This window comes from Achromobacter sp. MFA1 R4 (assembly GCF_900156745.1).
Lineage (GTDB): Bacteria > Pseudomonadota > Gammaproteobacteria > Burkholderiales > Burkholderiaceae_B > Achromobacter.
In genome coordinates, this window is sequence record NZ_LT707065.1 from 6,023,485 (window position 1) to 6,040,821 (window position 17,337).

Annotated in this window: 16 protein-coding genes; 8 read left to right on the forward strand and 8 right to left on the reverse strand. The window is 69.1% G+C overall.

Features of this window, described 5'->3' with window-relative positions; translation table 11 throughout:
* Window positions 1-185: 185 nt before the first annotated feature.
* Together BXA00_RS27540 and BXA00_RS27545 are read right to left on the reverse strand one after the other, a co-directional pair.
* The gene (locus tag BXA00_RS27540; RefSeq protein ID WP_076521552.1) at window positions 186-2,042 is read right to left on the reverse strand and encodes a phosphoenolpyruvate carboxykinase (GTP); all 1,857 of its coding nucleotides are present in this window, start codon (window positions 2,040-2,042) and stop codon (window positions 186-188) included.
* Between the two features lie 141 nt (window positions 2,043-2,183).
* Window positions 2,184-3,851 carry an acyl-CoA synthetase gene (locus tag BXA00_RS27545; RefSeq protein WP_076521553.1) on the reverse strand — a complete coding sequence of 556 codons (1,668 nt, stop codon included), beginning with the start codon at window positions 3,849-3,851 and terminating at the stop codon, window positions 2,184-2,186.
* Between the two features lie 154 nt (window positions 3,852-4,005).
* Between BXA00_RS27545 and BXA00_RS27550 the strand changes: the two genes are divergently transcribed.
* The gene (locus tag BXA00_RS27550) at window positions 4,006-4,731 is read left to right on the forward strand and encodes a TetR/AcrR family transcriptional regulator (protein ID WP_076521554.1); all 726 of its coding nucleotides are present in this window, start codon (window positions 4,006-4,008) and stop codon (window positions 4,729-4,731) included.
* Here the strand turns inward: BXA00_RS27550 and BXA00_RS27555 are convergent.
* Window positions 4,695-5,606 (reverse strand): SDR family oxidoreductase, encoded by a 912-nt coding sequence (locus BXA00_RS27555; protein WP_076521555.1) that lies wholly within the window; start codon window positions 5,604-5,606, stop codon window positions 4,695-4,697. The genes BXA00_RS27550 and BXA00_RS27555 overlap by 37 nt on opposite strands.
* A gap of 136 nt (window positions 5,607-5,742) precedes the next feature.
* Between BXA00_RS27555 and BXA00_RS27560 the strand changes: the two genes are divergently transcribed.
* The 5 genes from BXA00_RS27560 (at window position 5,743) to BXA00_RS27580 (ending at window position 10,707) form a co-directional block, all read left to right on the forward strand.
* Complete coding sequence (locus tag BXA00_RS27560; protein ID WP_076521556.1) at window positions 5,743-6,537, forward strand: enoyl-CoA hydratase/isomerase family protein; 795 nt, start codon at window positions 5,743-5,745, stop codon at window positions 6,535-6,537.
* A gap of 63 nt (window positions 6,538-6,600) precedes the next feature.
* A complete protein-coding gene (locus BXA00_RS27565; RefSeq protein ID WP_076521557.1) occupies window positions 6,601-7,878 on the forward strand; it encodes a Zn-dependent hydrolase in 1,278 nt (425 codons plus the stop codon).
* A gap of 13 nt (window positions 7,879-7,891) precedes the next feature.
* A complete protein-coding gene (locus BXA00_RS27570) occupies window positions 7,892-8,227 on the forward strand; it encodes a co-chaperone YbbN (protein WP_076521558.1) in 336 nt (111 codons plus the stop codon).
* Between the two features lie 2 nt (window positions 8,228-8,229).
* Window positions 8,230-9,168 (forward strand): DMT family transporter, encoded by a 939-nt coding sequence (locus BXA00_RS27575; RefSeq protein WP_076522152.1) that lies wholly within the window; start codon window positions 8,230-8,232, stop codon window positions 9,166-9,168.
* Between the two features lie 147 nt (window positions 9,169-9,315).
* Window positions 9,316-10,707: a carotenoid oxygenase family protein gene (locus BXA00_RS27580; protein ID WP_076521559.1), complete on the forward strand. Its 1,392-nt coding sequence runs from the start codon at window positions 9,316-9,318 to the stop codon at window positions 10,705-10,707.
* On the opposite strand, the gene BXA00_RS27585 is transcribed toward BXA00_RS27580, so the two are convergent.
* Window positions 10,692-11,576 carry a DMT family transporter gene (locus BXA00_RS27585; RefSeq protein WP_076521560.1) on the reverse strand — a complete coding sequence of 295 codons (885 nt, stop codon included), beginning with the start codon at window positions 11,574-11,576 and terminating at the stop codon, window positions 10,692-10,694. The genes BXA00_RS27580 and BXA00_RS27585 overlap by 16 nt on opposite strands.
* Window positions 11,567-12,316: a GNAT family N-acetyltransferase gene (locus BXA00_RS27590; RefSeq protein WP_076521561.1), complete on the reverse strand. Its 750-nt coding sequence runs from the start codon at window positions 12,314-12,316 to the stop codon at window positions 11,567-11,569. The genes BXA00_RS27585 and BXA00_RS27590 overlap by 10 nt, the downstream gene beginning before the upstream one ends.
* 124 nt (window positions 12,317-12,440) lie before the next feature.
* Here BXA00_RS27590 and BXA00_RS27595 point away from each other — a divergent pair, with 124 nt between their 5' ends.
* Complete coding sequence (locus BXA00_RS27595) at window positions 12,441-13,931, forward strand: PLP-dependent aminotransferase family protein (protein WP_076521562.1); 1,491 nt, start codon at window positions 12,441-12,443, stop codon at window positions 13,929-13,931.
* On the opposite strand, the gene BXA00_RS27600 is transcribed toward BXA00_RS27595, so the two are convergent.
* A complete protein-coding gene (locus BXA00_RS27600) occupies window positions 13,928-14,224 on the reverse strand; it encodes a hypothetical protein (RefSeq protein WP_056316115.1) in 297 nt (98 codons plus the stop codon). The two genes, BXA00_RS27595 and BXA00_RS27600, sit on opposite strands and share 4 nt — an antisense overlap.
* On the reverse strand, window positions 14,224-14,856 hold the full coding sequence (locus tag BXA00_RS27605) for a LysE family translocator (protein ID WP_076521563.1): 633 nt from the start codon (window positions 14,854-14,856) through the stop codon (window positions 14,224-14,226). The genes BXA00_RS27600 and BXA00_RS27605 overlap by 1 nt, the downstream gene beginning before the upstream one ends.
* A gap of 164 nt (window positions 14,857-15,020) precedes the next feature.
* Here BXA00_RS27605 and BXA00_RS27610 point away from each other — a divergent pair, with 164 nt between their 5' ends.
* Window positions 15,021-15,848 (forward strand): DUF72 domain-containing protein, encoded by an 828-nt coding sequence (locus BXA00_RS27610; RefSeq protein ID WP_076521564.1) that lies wholly within the window; start codon window positions 15,021-15,023, stop codon window positions 15,846-15,848.
* Window positions 15,849-15,852: 4 nt separating this feature from the next.
* On the opposite strand, the gene gorA is transcribed toward BXA00_RS27610, so the two are convergent.
* Window positions 15,853-17,211: a glutathione-disulfide reductase gene (gene gorA, locus BXA00_RS27615; RefSeq protein WP_076521565.1), complete on the reverse strand. Its 1,359-nt coding sequence runs from the start codon at window positions 17,209-17,211 to the stop codon at window positions 15,853-15,855.
* Window positions 17,212-17,337: the final 126 nt, after the last annotated feature.

Genomic DNA, 17,337 nt, shown 5'->3' on the forward strand with positions numbered 1-17,337 from the left:
CGGGTCAAATCTGGCCCGATTGATTTGCGGACGCCCGGTCAGCCGGCGATACGGTGCCCTGATAGCCGCAAAAAAAAATCAGCCCGACCTCCACGCAGCGTAACGCTGCGCGGAAATCGGGCTGACTCTCTCACAGACCGGCGGATTGACCGCCCACGGTCCTTCAGGGACGAACCTGAGCAGCCTCAGGCTGCCAGCCGGCCCTCGATCTCGGTCTTGGTCGAGCGCAGCTCTTCGGGCAGCCCCTGGGCCAACTGGCCGAACAGCTCATGGTGCAGCGCCAGTTCCTCGCGCCACGCGGCTTCGTCGACCGACATGACCTGTTCGAACTTGTCCGGGCTGAATTCCAGGCCGGTCCAGTCGATGTCCTGGTACGTGGGCGACACACCGAAGACCTGGTCCACGCCCTTGGATTGGCCGTCGATGCGGCCCAGCATCCAGCGCAGCACGCGCATGTTGTCGCCGAAGCCCGGCCAGACGAACTTGCCGTCCGGGCCCTTGCGGAACCAGTTCACGCAGTAGATGCGCGGCAGGGTCGCGCCGGCGGCTTCGAGCTGCTTGCCGAGATTGAGCCAGTGGCCGAAGTAGTCGCTCATGTTGTAGCCGCAGAACGGCAGCATGGCAAAGGGATCGCGGCGCACCACGCCTTGCTGGCCGGCGGCCGCGGCGGTGGTTTCCGAGCCCATGGTGGCGGCCATGTAGACGCCTTCCACCCAGTTACGGGCTTCGGTGACGAGCGGCACGGTGGTGGAACGGCGGCCGCCGAAGATGAAGGCGTCGATGACCACGCCCTTGGGGTTTTCCCATTCGGGGTCGATGGACGGGCACTGCGAGGCCGGCGCGGTGAAGCGCGCGTTCGGGTGCGCGGCCTTGCGGCCGGTTTCGCGCGCGATCTCGGGCGTCCAGTCCTTGCCCTGCCAGTCGACCAGGTGCGCGGGCGGCGTGTCGGTCATGCCTTCCCACCAGACGTCGCCGTCGTCGGTCAGCGCGACGTTGGTGAAGATAACGTTGGCCTTGAGCGTGGCCATGGCGTTGAAGTTGGTCTGCTCGCTGGTGCCCGGGGCCACGCCGAAATAGCCGGCCTCGGGGTTGATGGCGTGCAGGCGGCCGTCCGGGCCGGGCTTGATCCAGGCGATGTCGTCGCCGATGGTGGTGACCTTCCAGCCGTCCATGCCCTGCGGCGGGATCAGCATGGCGAAGTTGGTCTTGCCGCAGGCCGACGGGAACGCGGCGGCGACGTGGTACTTGCGGCCCTTGGGCGAGGTGACGCCCAGGATCAGCATGTGCTCGGCCAACCAGCCCTGGTCGCGGCCCATGGTGGACGCGATGCGCAGCGCGAAGCACTTCTTGCCCAGCAGCGCGTTGCCGCCGTAGCCCGAGCCGTAGCTCCAGATTTCGCGGGTCTTGGGGAAATGGACGATGTACTTGGTGGGATTGCACGGCCAGGCCACGTCGGCTTCGCCGTCGGCCAGCGGTTTGCCCACCGAGTGCAGGCACGGCACGAAGTCGCCATCGGTGCCCAGCACGTCATAGACCTGCTTGCCCATGCGCGTCATGATGCGCATGTTGACGGCCACGTAGGGGCTGTCGGACAGTTCGACGCCGATGTGCGCGATGTCCGAGCCCAGCGGGCCCATCGAGAACGGCACCACGTACAGCGTGCGGCCGCGCATGGCGCCGTCGAACAGGCCGTTGAGCGTGTCGCGCATTTCGGCGGGATCGGCCCAGTTGTTCGTGGGGCCGGCGTCTTCGGCGCGGTCCGAGCATATGAAGGTGCGGTCTTCCACGCGCGCGACGTCGGAGGGATCGGACCAGGCCAGATAGGAATTGGGGCGCTTGGCGGGGTTGAGCCGGCGCAGGGTGCCCGACTGGACCATCTGCTCGCACAGGCGGTCGTACTCTTCCTGAGAACCATCGCACCACACCACGCGATCGGGCTTGGCCAGCGCGACAAAACTGGCGACCCAGTCGATCAGTCCGCGATGCTTGACGTACGCGGGCACGTTCAAGGCTGCCAATCCCCCGTCCAAAGGCTTATTCATTGGGGCTATCTCCATACTATGGCTAAAGGTGATACGGCCCCAATTAGGTGGGGCCGTATCCAGTTTGCGCCATCATACTTGCAGCGCCGGGCAACCCGTCAACCCATCCTCATGGGGGAGATTGTCACCGTGTGAGACCGCTCAGGCATGGCGACCGGCGCGTAGCTCCCTGCGGATAATCTTGCCCGTCGCGGTGGTTGGCAAACTGGTTACAAAGCGGATCGCGCGCGGATATTCGTGCGCCGCGAGACGAGTGCGCACATGTTCCTGCAGCGCCTTGACCAGCGCCTCGTCGCCCTCGACTCCCTCGTTCAGCACCACGTACGCCACCACGATCTCGGTGCGCTGCGCATCGGGCATGCCCACCACCGCCGCCATGCGCACGGCGGGATGGCCGATCAGACAATCTTCGATCGGGCCCGGGCCGATCCGGTAGCCGGCGCTGGTGATGACGTCATCGTTGCGGCCGACGAAGCGGATGAACCCCTGCGCGTCGCGCACGCCGATGTCGCCGGTCAACAGATAATCGCCCGCGAATTTCTCGGCGGTCGCATCGGGGTTGTTCCAGTAGCCCAGGAACATGACCGGATCGGGGCGCAATACGCCGATGTTGCCCTCCTGTCCATCGGCCACTTCGACGCCGGCGTCATCCACAATAGCGACGTGGTGACCGGGCGCGGCCCGGCCGATGGCGCCGATGCAGGGGTCAAAGAGCGTCGAGCACGACGACACGATCATGTTGCACTCGGTCTGGCCGTAGAACTCGTTGATGGTCACGCCCAGGACGCGGCGGCCCCAGTCGATGAGTTCCGCGCCCAGCGACTCCCCGCCGCTGGCCACGGAACGCAGCGCGCGCGGCCCGGCCTGGCCGGGCCAGTCGCAGCCGCGCATCATCTTCAGCGCGGTGGGCGGCAGGAAGGTGTGCGTCACGCCGTGGCGGGCCATGAGTTCCAGCGCCGAGGCGCCGTCGAATTTCTCGAAGCGGCGCGCCAGCACGGGCACGCCGTGGTGCCAGGACGGCAGCAGCACGTCCAGCAGCCCGCCGATCCAGGCCCAGTCGGCCGGCGTCCACATCAGGGCGGCGTTTTGCGGGAAGAACTCGTGCGACATCTCGACGCCCGGCAGATGGCCCAGCAGGACGCGATGCGCGTGCAGCGCGCCCTTGGGCTTGCCGGTGGTGCCGGAGGTATAGATGATGACGGCCGGGTCGTCGGCCGCGGTGGGCGCCGGGTCGTAGGCGTCGGATTCCAACGCGAGGCTGCGGTTGAATGGCAATGCATCGACCTGGGCCGGGGCGCCGGAAGCGGCGGACGACGCCTCGGCGCCGTCCTGCCCTTCGCCATCGATGCAATAGATCACTTTCAGGGCGGGCAGGCTGTCGCGGATCTCGCGCAGCTTGCGGCAGCCGTCCGCGTCGGTCACGAGGGCCGCCGCGCCGCTGTCGGCCAGCCGGTACTGGATGGCGTCCACCCCGAACAGCGTGAATAGCGGCACCGCGACCGCGCCCAGCTTGTAGGCCGCGACGTGCGCGATCGCCGTTTCCGGCGCCTGCGGCAGGTAGATGGCCACGCGGTCGCCGCGCCGGATGCCATGGCGCGCCAGGCTGTTGGCCAGCCGGTTGGACTGCGCCTTGATCTCATCGAACGTGTAGCGCGTCTGCGCGCCGTCGCTCTTTTCGTAGATCAGCGCCAGCCGGCCGCTGCCGTCGGCCCATTTGTCGCACACGTCCACGCCGATGTTGTAGGCGGCGGGCACCTGCCACTGGAACGTGGACACGAGTTGATCGTAGGAATCTGCGCTGTGCAGCATGGTCTGTCTCTGGTGTTGTTATGGATGCGGGCCGGCTCCGGCGCGGCGCGGGGCATATGCGCCGCCTTGCCTGGAAGTTGACCCTGGCTCAATAATAGGCCCTCGCGCGGCGGCCCGGCAGGCTGGCCGCCCTCTCCTTCCGCTTTCTGCCTGTATGGAAAAGACCCCACCCGTTCCCATGCGCCGCCCGCCGGCCAGCGCCAAATCCGAGCAACGCATCCGGGACATCCTGCGCGTCGCGCGCCAGGTGTTTTCCGAAGCCGGCTTCCAGGCGGCGACCACCACCGAGATCGCGCAGCGCCTGGGCGTGTCGGAGGCCACCGTGTTCACGTATTTCGGCGGCAAGCGCGAACTCTGCGTGCGCGTGATCAGCGACTGGTACGACGAAATCATCGCCAAGGTGGAGGACCACCTGCCGCATATCCACGGCGCGCGCGCCCAACTGCATTATCTTGTGCACACGCACCTGCGCCACCTGCTGGCCGAGGGGCCGGGCCTGTGCGCGTTCATTCTTTCCGAGGGCCGTGCGCGCAACGACGACTTCGGCGAGATCTACGCCGACCTGCAGCGCCGCTATACCGCGCCGCTGATGCGCATCCTGGCGCAGGGCCAGGCCGACGGCGACATCCGCCAGGACATGCCGCTGCGGCTGCTGCGGTCGGCGGTCTACGGCCCGATGGAGCATGTGCTGTGGGACGCGATCCTGCGGGGTGCGGGCGCGGACGTGGCCGCCACCGCCGACCATCTGGTCGGCTTTCTGTGGCAGGCCCTGCAGCCGCCCCGCCGGGACGCCCTGGCGCTGGCGCAGTTTCGCGGTGAAGTCCAGGACGCGCTGCATCGTCTTCAGTCGTCCGAGAAGAGCGAAGGCGGCACGTACTGAGGAAAGCCGTTGTAGGTCTCGCTGCGTTCGGCGGGCTGCAGCGTCCAGGAGTGGCGGGCGTTGGGCACGCCGCCATCGACGCGTATCACGCTCCCATTGATGAACGCCGCCGCGGGCGATAGCAGGAAGACCACGGCCGCAGCCAGTTCGGCCTCGGTGCCGAAGCGCTGCAGCGGCACCTTGGTCTTCAATTCGCGCAACACGCCGCGGTAGTGTTCGTCGTAGCTGTCCATGCCGCTGGAGGCGATCCACCCCGGCGCCACGGCATTGACGCGCACGCCCGCGTGGGCCCATTCGCAGGCGGCGGTCTCGGTCAGGTTCCATACCCCGGCGCGCGCCGCGCCGGAATGCCCCATTCCCGGCATGCCGCCCCAGATGTCGGCCAGCATGTTGACGATGGCCCCGCCGTGCTGGCGCATATGCTGCGTATAGACCTCGCGCGATACCAGGAAGGTGCCGTGCAGATTGTTCTGCACCACGGCGTTCCAGCCGTTCAGGCTGATACGGTCCAGCGGCGCGGGAAACTGGCCGCCCGCGCAGTTAAAGAGCCCGTCCACGCCGCCATGCGCGGCCAGCGCATCGGCGACGGCGGCGCGCACGCCGGCCTCGTCGCGGATGTCGCAGGCGTGCTGGCTGATGCGCCCCGCCGCCTCGGGATAGATGCGGGCGATTTCGTCGGCCGCCATCCGCAGCTTGTCGGGATTGCGCCCGACCAGCGCCAGGCGGGCGCCCAGGGACGCGAGTTCGTGCGCGGTGCAGCGGCCCAGGCCGCTGCCGCCGCCGGTCACCATCACGGTCTTGCCGTCGAACAGTCCCGGCCGGAATACCGATGCATAACGCTGATCGGCGGCAACGCCGCCTGCCTGCTGGCTCATGTCTCGCTCCTTTTTTTGTTGAGCATAACTCAATAACTGGAAAGGAAGGGTCGCCGTTTTGGTCTTTTGCCAATAGAATCAGTCCACCAGATGACAGCATTCATTGAGCCACCATCAACAAAACCGGAGACTACTCATGACGCCGAACACCCCCCTGGACGTCGCCCTGGACGGCGCCATCGCCCGGCTGACGCTGAACCGGCCGGACATGCGCAACGCTTTCGACGATACGCTGATTGCCGCGCTCACGGCGGCGGTCAGGTCGGCCGCGGACGATCCGCAGGTGCGGGTGCTGTTGCTGACGGGCGCGGGCAAGGCGTTCTGCGCGGGCGGCGACCTGAACTGGATGCGCAAAATGGGCACGCTGACCGCCGCGGACAACCGCCAGGACGCCACGCGGCTGGCGGACATGCTGAATGCGGTCTGGACCTGCCCGAAGCCCGTCGTGGCCTGCGTCAACGGCGATGCGTATGCCGGCGGCATGGGCCTGGTGGCGGCCTGCGACATCGCCGTCGCGGCGGACAGCGCGCATTTCTGCCTGTCGGAAACCCGCCTGGGCCTGCTGCCCGCCACCATCAGCCCCTATGTGATCCGCGCGATGGGCGAGCGCGCGGCCAACCGCTATTTCCTGACCGCCGAACGATTCGACGCCGCCACCGCGCTGCGGCTCGGTCTGGTCCACGAGGTGGTCCCGGCGGCGCAGGCGCTCGAGGCCGCCGAAGCCCTTTGCCGCACGCTGTGCGCCAACGGTCCGGGCGCCGTGCAGGCGAGCAAGCGGCTGGTGCGGGACTTTGCGGGCCAGCCCCTGGACGCCGCCCTGATCGCCGATACGGTCGAACGCATCGCGGCCATCCGCAGCACCGATGAAGCCCGCGAGGGCGTGACGGCGTTCCTGGAAAAGCGCGAGCCGGCCTGGCGCAGCACCCCGTGATCCGCGCCCCGGAGCCGCCGCGCCATTGATGCCATAATCCCGGGCGGATCTTCTGGAAGCCTCATGCCGCACGTCACACCGCCCGCCTTGCCTCCCCTGAACGCCGAACGCCTGTGGGCACGGGTCGAAACCCTGTCCCGGTTCACCCTGCCCGACGTGCCCTGGACGCGCCGCGCCTTTTCGCCGCTGTTCGATGACGCGCGCGCCTGGCTGCGCAGCGAGTTCGAGGCCGCCGGCCTGGTCACCCGCCTGGATGCGGGCGGCAACCTGATCGGCACGCGGGCGGGGCGCGACGCGTCGCGCAAGCCCATCGCCACCGGATCGCATTGCGACACCGTGATGAGCGGCGGCCGCTTCGACGGCATCATCGGCGTGCTGGCCGGCATCGAAGTCGCGCACACGATGCAGGAACACGGCATCACGCTCGACCACCCCTTCGAGGTCATTGATTTCCTGTCCGAAGAACCCAGCGACTACGGCATCTCGTGCGTGGGCAGCCGCGCGTTGTGCGGCCAGCTCACCGCCGACATGCTGGCCGCGCGCAATCCGCAGGGCGAGACGCTGGCGCAGGGGATCGCCCGCATCGGCGGCGATCCGGCCGCGCTGGGCGCGCCGCTGCGCCGCGCGGGCGAAACGGCCGCCTTCGTCGAACTGCACATCGAACAGGGCCCCGTCCTGGAAAGCCGCAAGCTGCCGATCGGCGTGGTCACCAACATCGTCGGCATCCGCCGCGTGCAGATCGTGGTCGAGGGGCAGCCCGACCACGCGGGCACCACGCCCATGGACATCCGCCGCGACGCGCTGGTGGGCGCGGCCCGCATCATCGACGCCGCCCATCGCCAGGCCAGCGCCGCCAGCGGCAACCCGCACTACGTGGTCGCCACCGTGGGCCGGCTGTCCCTGACGCCCAACGCGGCCAACGCGGTGCCCGGCCGGGTCGAGATGACGCTGGAAATGCGCAGCGACAGCAACGCCGTGCTGGATGCCTTCCCGGAAACCCTGATGGCCGGGGTGGCCGACGACCTGAAGGCGCTGCGCCTGACCGCCGGCTTCACGCAGCTCAGCCGCGCGCAGCCCACCGACTGTTCGCCGCTGGTCATGGACGCCGTCAAGGCCGCGGCCGACCAACTGGGCTATGCGTCGATGCGCCTGCCCAGCGGCGCCGGGCACGACGCGGTCTACATGGCGCCCACCGGCCCCATCGGCATGATCTTCATCCCCTGCCTGAACGGCCGCAGCCACTGCCCCGAAGAATGGATCGAACCCGCGCAACTGCTGGACGGCACCCGCGTGCTGTACCAGTCGGTGCTGGAACTGGACCGCGCGCTGCGCGGCGCTTGAGGCTCACGACCCCATGGAACAGATCGAACTCAACGACAGCACCGCCGACCGCTTTCTGCTGGACGCGCGCGGCCTGTCGCTCATCGTTTTTCACAGCCGCACCTGCGGCACCTGCCGCGTGGCGCGCGAGCAGCTTCCCGCCGTGGAACTGCCCGTGGAGCGTCTCTGCTGGATCGACGCCGGCGACAACCGCGGCCTGGTCGAGCGCTACGAAGTCTTCCACCTGCCCGCCATGTTCGTCGCCCGCGACGGCGCCTTCTACGGACCGGTGCAGTCCACGCTGGCGGAATGGGACCTGCGCCAGCAGATCGGCCTGGCGCTGGACAGCTACCCCGCCGAATTGCCGTGAGCATCGCCACGGCAACACCGCAGCGCCTGCCCCTGGACGCGCTGGCCACCGGCGCCATGCTGCTGCTGTGCGTGTGCTGGGGTTTCCAGCAGATCGCCATCAAGCTGGTGGCGGACGACGTGGCCCCGATCATGCAGATCGGATTGCGGTCGACCTTCGCGGCCCTGGTCCTGGCCGTGGTGGTGTGGCGCGGCGAAGGCCGGCGCGCCTTCACGGACGGCACCATCCTGCCCGGCCTGATCGTGGGCCTGCTGTTCGCCGGTGAATTCCTGTTCGTGGCCCAGGGCCTGCTCCACACCACGGCCTCGCACATGTCGGTGTTCCTGTACACCGCGCCGATTTTCGCGGCGCTGGGCCTACATTGGCTGCTGCCCGAAGAGCGCATGAAGCCGCTGCAGTGGCTGGGCGTGGCGATCGCCTTCTGCGGCATCACGGTCGCGTTCCTGGTCAAGGACAGCCAGCCGGCCGCGCCGGGCGGCGCAGGCAACATGCTGCTGGGCGACGCCATGGGCCTGCTGGCCGGCCTGCTGTGGGGCGCCACGACGGTGGCGATCCGCAAGACCTCGCTGTCCGAAGCCGCGCCCGCCAAGACCCTGTTCTACCAGATGGCGGTGGCCTCGGTGGGCCTGCTGGCGTTCGCGGCGGCCACTGGCCAGCACGGCATCCGCTACACCCCGGCGGCGATGCTGAGCGTCGGCTTCCAGTCGGTGGTGGTGGCGCTGTCCAGCTACCTGGCCTGGTTCTGGCTGCTGCGCCGCTATCTCGCGTCGCGCCTGTCCATCCTGTCGTTCATGACGCCGCTCTTTGGCGTGAGCTTCGGCGTGCTGATCCTGGACGAGCCGCTGGACGCGGGATTCGTGATCGGCGCCGCGATGGTGCTGGCGGGGATCACCCTGGTCAACGGCGCGGAAATGGTCAGGCAGTTGCTGCGCCGACGCTAGGCGCGGCACCGCGCGGCGCCTGGCGCCATGGCCGGTAGCCTCATGGTTATCTCGGCTGGCGCCGAGAATGCCGACCGGATATAACCAAGCATCCTTCCCACCGCCCGGCCGGCCGGTCCGGCGCGCGGCCACGGCGCGGAGCCCCCCATGCAACCCTGGCACAGCGACAACCCGGCGCTTGCGGGCGCCTTTGCCCCCGTCTTCGAGGAACGCGACGACACGGACCTTCCAGTGGAAGGCGCGCTGCCCGCGGGCCTGTCCGGCGTCTTCATGCGCAACGGTCCCAATCCGCAGTTCGAGCCCGGGCCCGGCTACGCCTACCCCTACGACGGCACGGGCATGATCCACGCGCTGTACCTGGACGCCGGCCGGGCGCGCTACCGCAATCGCTGGGTGCTGACGCGTGAACTGCAGGAAGAGCGGGACGCCGGCCGCCGCCTCTACAACCCCACTTTCGGACCGCCGCCGCAAGCCAACCTGGCCAATACCAACGTGCTGCGCCACGCCGGTCGAATTTATGCGCTGTACGAAGGCGGATGCCCTTACGTCATCGATGACACGCTGGCGACGCTGGGACCGGACGCGTTCCAGGGCAGGCTTGCCGGCGCCTTCTCCGCGCATCCCAAGGTCGATCCGCTGACCGGGGAAATGGTGGCGATCAATTACGACCTCATGGCGGGCACGCTCGAATACCTGCGCCTGGACGCCAGCGGCCAGGTGGACCGCCAGGTGCGGTTTGCGTCGCCCTGGCCCGCGCTGGTCCACGACATCGGGCTGACCGCCACCCACGCGGTGGCTTTCGTGTGCCCGCTGGTCTTCGACTTCAGCCGCGGGCCGGCCGCGCCTGCGTGGGAACCGAAGCGCGGCACACAGGTGCTGCTGGTGCCGCGCGACTGCACCGACGCGGCGCAGATCCGGTGGATCGAGGCGGCCCCCTTCTTCAACTGGCACGTCGCCAACGCCTGCGTGGAGGGCGACACGATCGACGCGGTGATGCCCTGGCACGACGGCTTTGGGTCGGACTCACGCAAGCGGCTGGAACTGCACCGGCTGCGCATCGACCTTGCCAGCGGGCAGGTCGATGACCAGATGCTGGACGACCAGCCCTGCGAGTTCGGCCGGATCAACGACGCCTGGCTGGGCCGGCGCGCGCGGTACTGCTATGCCGGCCTGCGCGACCCGCGCCCGGGCGAGACGCCGCAACCGGGCGCCTTCGAGGCCTTTGCCCGCTACGACCTGGAAACGGGCGCAAAGACAGTGTTCCGGCTGCCCGCCGGCCAGACCGCGTGCGAACCGGTGTTCGCCGCAAACCCGGCCGCAAACCCGGCCGCCGCGGACGCCGCGGACGAGGCAAACGGCTATCTCCTGAGCTTCGTGCATGCCGAAAACGACGCGGGCGGGCGATTCATCGTGCTGGACGCCCGCGACCTGGCCGCCGGCCCGGTCGCGACGATCCGCCTGCCGCGCCGCGTCCCCGCCGGCCTGCATGGGTCATGGATGCCGGCATCGCCCGCGGGTGCGGATCAGGCGCGCCGCTGACCCAGGTTCAGGACGATCAGCCCCGCCCCGGCCATCACGAACGCAAAGCCCCACCAGTCCGACGCGCCCGGCCGGTCCCCCACCAGCGCCATCGCGCCCAGCACGCCGACCACGGGCACCATCAGGGTGGTCAGCGCGGCGACCGTGGCGCTGACGCGTTCGCTCAGCACGAACCACAGCCAATACGCCACGGCGGTGCCCAGGATGATGTGGAACGAGAGCGCGCCGGCGACGCTGGCGGTCCAGCCGCGCGTGGGAAAGGATTCTCCGGCGATCAACGCCCCGGCCAGGGCGCAGCTTGCGCCCACGACCAGTTGCCAGGCCGTGATGACGATGCGGTCGCCCGCCACGGGCCAGCGCTTCAGGTAGACGGTGCCGGCCGCCCAGCCAAACGCCGCCACCAGCGGGAACACCAGGCCCTTGGCGGCCGCCACGTCGTTGCCGGCGAATACCGCGTGCAGCACGGGCCAGGCCAGCACCGCGACGCCGCAGGCGCCCAGCAGCAGCGCCAGGCCGCGCCGGCGGTCCAGCCGTTCGCCCAGCACCAGCCACGCGAGCAGCGCCGACATCATCGGCATGGTGAAGGTCAGCACCGCCGCGCGCGACGTGCTGGTGCTGAGCTGCGCCCAGGCCACGGCCAGGTTGAAGACCGCGACCGCCAGGATGCCGCCCACCGCGATGCCGGGCCACGCGCTGCGCGGCGGCAGAAGCGGCAGCCGCTTGGCCCCCGCCAGCAGCAACAGCAGCAGCGCGCCGCTGCCCAGGCCCAGCACGCGCAGCGTGAACGGCGGGAAGATCGACAGGATGATCTTCACCGCCGGCCAGTTCAGGCCCCAGAACAGGGCCAGGGCCACCGGGATCAGGCGCACGCGGCGTGTTCTCCCTGGGAGTCTGCCCTTTCGGCGCCCGCAAGGTCGGCCAATCCGCGGCGCTGGTTGCCTTCGGCGTCGAAGTTGTCCGGGCTAAGCCAGCGTTCGTAGGCCGCGCGCAGGGCGGGCCATTCGCTGTCGATGATGGAAAACCACGCCGTGTCGCGGCTGCGGCCCTTGTAGACCGTCGCCTGCCGGAATACGCCCTCGAACGTGAAGCCCAGGCGCCGCGCCGCGGCGCGCGAGGGCGCGTTCAGGCTGTCGCACTTCCATTCGTAGCGGCGGTAGCCCAGTTCGTCGAACGCGCGGCGCATCAGCAGGAATTGCGCTTCGGTGGCGATGCGGGTGCGCTTGAGCTGGCGCGAATAGCACACGAAGCCCACCTCGATGACGCCGTTGGCCGGATCGATGCGCATCAGGGCCAGCGTCCCGATGGCGCGGCCCGTGGCCAGATCGATGATGGCGTGGTGCATCGGATCCTGGCCCGCCTGCACGGATTCCGCGAAGGCCCGGTATTGCGCCTCGTCGGCGAACGGTCCGATGCCCATGTAGGTCCAGTCGCTGGCGTCGGGCGCCTGGCTGAAGGCGTGGTACAGGTCAGCCGCATGGCGTTCGGCCGACAGGGGTTCCAACCGGCAGTAGCGGCCGATGGCGGGTTCCAGCGGGGGACGCGGACGCGGGGTCCAGCCGGGCAGCGCCGGGCCGATCGGTTGTTGGAAAGCGTTGGTGCGGGGTTGCATGCGACGGTGCCTCGGGTCGGTTCAGGGAGCGCCGCCGAGCGTGGCGGGCGCGACATCCAGGCCCTCACGATATCGGAACCGTGGCATCATAAAAAGCGCCACGAACCTCTTGTTTAATAGGGCCATGATCGACACCACTTTGAGCGATTCCGCCGGCGTATCGTTGCTGTCCAGCCCGCTGGCGCGCGGCCCCGGCGCGCTGCCGCGCCAGCGCCAGCTCATCCAGCGGCTGAAGCAGGCCATCCTGGCCGGCCGGCTGCCGGCCGGCGGCAGGCTGCCCTCGTCGCGCGCGCTGTCCGAGGAACTGGAGATTTCCCGCAACACGGTGCTGATCGCCTACGAGCAACTGACGGCCGAAGGCTACGTGATCGCCGACCGCCAGGGCACGCGCGTGGCGCCCCTGTCGGCCGCCGCCCGCAGCGCGGCCCGCCACGCCGCCCCGGCCGACGACCGGCCGCCCGCCACCGCGCGCCGCCTGGCCCGCATCGTCTCCGCGCGCCAGGCGCAAGACGGATCGCTGCCGATGACGCCCGGCACGCCGGCCCTGACCCAGTTTCCCCTCAATGCCTGGCGCCGCGCGCAGGACCGCGCCCTGCAGGCGGCCCCGGCCGCCGCGCTGGGCTATGGCGATCCGGCGGGCGAGCCGGCCCTGCGCGAGGCCATCGCCCAGTACCTGCGGGTGTCGCGCGGGGTGCATTGCGACGCGTCGCGCATCGTCATCACCGAAGGCGCCCAGGGCGCGCTGGCGCTGTGCGTGCAATTGCTGACCAACCCCGGCGACACGGCGTGGCTGGAAGATCCGGGCTACCGCGGCGCCAAGTCCGCGTTCCATGGCGGCGACCTGAATGTGGTGGCCATGCGCGTGGACGCCGACGGCATCGTCATCCCGGAAAGCGCGTGGACCAGCCAGCCGCCGCGCCTGATCCAGACGACGCCCTCGCACCAGTACCCAACGGGCGCCGTGCTGTCCCTGACCCGCCGGCTGGACCTGCTGGAACGCGCCCGCCGCGCGGGCGCATGGATCATCGAGGACGACTACGACAGCGAGTTCCGGCACCAGGGCGAACCGATCGCCGCCATGCAGGGCCTGCTGCCCGACGCGCCGGTCCTCTACGTCGGCACGTTCAGCAAGACCATGTTCCCCGCCCTGCGCCTGGGATTCCTGGTGCTGCCGCAGGCGATCGCCGACCGGGCCATGCCGTCCATCATCGAGATGCAGCGCGGCGGCCACCGGCTGGAACAGCTCACGATGGCCGCCTTCATCGAAAACGGCCAGTTCTCGCGCCACCTGGGCCGCATGCGCCGCCTGTACCGCGAACGGCAGGCCGCCTTGCGCGAGGCGCTGGCAACGCATCTGGGCATCGAGCACGAGGTCCTGGGCGGACATTGCGGCCTGCACCTGACGGTGCGGCTCGCGCCGGCCTATTCCGACGTGGACATCGTGGCGCAGGCGCGCAAGCTGGGGATGCATCCCGCGGCGCTGTCGTCCTTTGCGCTGAACCCGCGCGAAGAAGACAACGGGCTGGTGATCGGCTACGGCAATACCGGCGCGGAGCGGTTTCCCGCGCTGGTGCGCCGGCTGCACGAGGTGGCGGCCGGCCAGAAAGCGGGCTAATCCACCAGCCCGCCCAGCACCAGCAGCGTCATGAACAGCCAGAACAGGAACCCGAGGATGGAGCGCCGCAGCAGCGCCTTCACCGCGCCCCACAGGAACATGAGGCCCAGCGCCAGCAGCACCAGGTTGAAAATCGACGGGCTCATGCCCATCGCGCCGGCCAGGCCGGCGTAAAAGTCCGCCAGCGCGCCGCCCAGCCCGCCCAGCAGCCATTTGATCCCTGCCACGATGGCGCGCAGGCCCTCGCCGAGCATGCCGCCCAGCGTTGCGAAAAAACCGTCCTGGGCCGGCATCAGCGACGCGTATCCACAAGCATGCGCACGGCCAGGCCGGCCAGCACGGTGCCCATCAGCCAGCGCTGCGCCACCATCCACAGCGGGCGGCCCGCCAGGAACCCGGCGATGGACCCGGCCATGACGGCGATGAGCGCGTTCACCGACAGGCTGATCACCACCTGCGTCATCCCCAGCGCCAGCGACTGGGTGAAGACGCTGCCGTGGTCGGGCTGGATGAACTGCGGCAGCAGCGACACGTACATGACGGCGATCTTGGGATTGAGCAGGTTGGTCAGCAGCCCCATCGTGAACAACTGGCGCGGGCTGCTCTTGGGCAGGTCATGGACCTGGAACGGCGACCGTCCGCCCGGCCGGATCGCCTGCCAGGCCATGTAGAGCAGATAGAGGGCGCCGGCGACGCGCAGCGCGTCGTAGGCGTAGGGCACGGCCATCAGCAAGGCGGTGATGCCGAACGCCGCGCAGGCCACGTAGAAGATGAATCCGACCGCCACGCCGCCCAGCGAGATCAGGCCGGCCTGCGGCCCTTGGGAGATGGAGCGCGACACCAGGTAGATCATGTTGGGCCCTGGCGTGAGGACCATGCCCAGCGCTACCAGGGCGAACGTCAGCAAATGAGTCAGGTCGGGCATGATGAGCCGGCGCGCGCCGGTCGGAAGTCGGAGGTCGGAAGTCGGGTCGTGAACGCACACCTTAGCCCAAAACTGTACCGGAACAGCGGATTTTTCCGGCGGGGTTGGCGGCGGGTCGCGCTGGCGATACAGTTTGCCGGTCGTTCACCCGATGGAGCCCCGGCATGCCGAAACGCCATTCGTCCCCAGAAGCCCGCCCCGCCGCGATCCGCGTCGGCATAGGCGGCTGGACCTACGAGCCGTGGCGCGGCGCTTTCTACCCCGAAGACCTGCCGCACGCGCGCGAGCTGGAATACGCCAGCCGGAAATTGACCGCCATCGAAATCAATAGCACCTACTACGGCACCCAGAAACCCGCCACCTTCGCCAAGTGGCGCGACGACACGCCGGACGGTTTCGTGTTTACGCTCAAGGCCTCGCGCTACGCGACCAACCGCCGCGAACTGGCGGGCGCCAAGGAATCCATCGACCGCTTCGTCAAGAGCGGCATCGCCGAACTGGGCCCGAAGCTCGGCCCCATCGTCTGGCAGTTCGCCCCGACCAAGCCGTTCGACCCGCGGGACTTCGGCGCCTTCCTGGCATTGCTGCCGGACAGCATCGAGGGCCTGCCCCTGCGCCATGCGCTGGACGTGCGCCATCCCAGCTTCGCCTGCGAGGAATACGTCGAACTGGCGCGCAAGCACCGTGCCGCCACCGTCCATACCGACAGCGACGACTACCCTACCCTTGCCGACCAGACGGGCGACTTCGTGTACGCGCGGCTGATGCGGGCCAGCGCCCGGTTCAAGGCGGGCTATGCGCCCAAGGCGCTGGACGCCTGGGCCGACCGGCTACGCGCGTGGTCGTCCGGCGCGGACCCGCACGGCCTGCCGCACGCCGGCGAGCCCGCGAAGGCCGCCAAGGCGCGGCCGCGGGACGTCTATGCGTATTTCATCAACGGGGCCAAGGAACGCGCCCCGGCGGCGGCGCGCGCCTTGATCGAGCGGCTGTAAAGGCTTACTGCGCCACCGGCGTGCGCATCGTCACGAACTCTTCGGCCGCCGTCGGATGGATGCCGATGGTGTCGTCAAACACCGCCTTGGTCGCGCCCGCCTTCAGCGCCACCGCAAGGCCCTGCACGATCTCGCCCGCGTCCGGACCGACCATGTGCACGCCCAGCACCCGGTCGGTCTGCGCGTCGACGATCACCTTCATCAGCGTGCGTTCCTGCGATTCGGTCAGCGTCAGCTTCATGGGCCGGAAGCGGCTTTCGAAGAGCTGCAATTCGTAGCCGGCTTCGCGCGCCTCTTCGGTCGTCATGCCGACCGTGCCGATGTTGGGCAGGCTGAACACCGCGGTGGGGATCAGCTTGTAGTCCACCTTGCGGTATTCCTGCGGACGGAACAGGCGGCGCGCCACGGCCATGCCCTCGGCCAGCGCCACGGGCGTTAGCGGCACGCGGCCGATGACGTCGCCGATGGCGAGGATGGACGGTTCGGCCGTCCGGTATTCGTCATCGACCTCGATGAAGCCATCCTCGCGCAGCTTGACGCCGGTGCTTTCCAGCCCCAGGTTGTCGAGCATGGGGCGGCGGCCCGTGGCGTAGAACACGCAGTCGGTCTCGATGACGGCCCCGTCCTTGCAGGTGGCGGCCAGCGTGCCGTCCTCGCGCTTGTCGATGCGCGCGACCTCGGTGTTCATGCGCAGGTCGATGCCTTTCTTGGTGAGCTCGTCGCGCAGGTGCTCGCGCACGCCCAGGTCAAAGCCGCGCAGGAACAGCGGGCCGCGGTAGGACTGCACGGTCTGCGCGCCCATGCCGTTGAAAATGGACGCGAACTCCACGGCGATGTAGCCCCCGCCCACCACCAGCACGCGGCGCGGCAGGTCCTTCAGGAAGAAGGCCTCGTTGGAGGTAATGGCGTGTTCCTTGCCCGGGATGTCGGGCACCTGGGGCCAGCCCCCCGTCGCCACCAGGATGTGCGCGGCGCTGTAGGTCTTGCCGTTGATTTCGACCTTGTGCGGATCGACGATGCGAGCGTGCCCTTCCAGCAGCGTCACGCCGCTGTTGACCAGCAGGTTGCGGTAGATGCCGTTCAGGCGTTCGATCTCGCGGTTCTTGTTGGCGATCAGCGTGGGCCAGTCGAATTTCGGCGCCTGGGCGGACCAGCCGAAGCCGTGCGCCTGCTCGAAGTCTTCGCTGTAGTGCGCGCCGTAGACCAGCAGCTTCTTGGGCACACAGCCCACGTTCACGCACGTGCCTCCCAGGTAGCGGCTTTCGGCCACCGCCACGCGCGCGCCGAAGCTGGCCGAAAAGCGCGCCGCGCGGACGCCGCCGGAGCCCGCGCCGATCACAAACAGATCAAAATCAAATGCCATGTCGTTTCCTTCGCGCGGCCTGGCGGCCGGCGTTCACTGTCCGGGAAAGCTGTATTTAACACCACTGCGTCCCGGGCCGCCGGCTCCGCCTCATCGCGTCCGCCCACTGTATCCCAGCCATCGCAC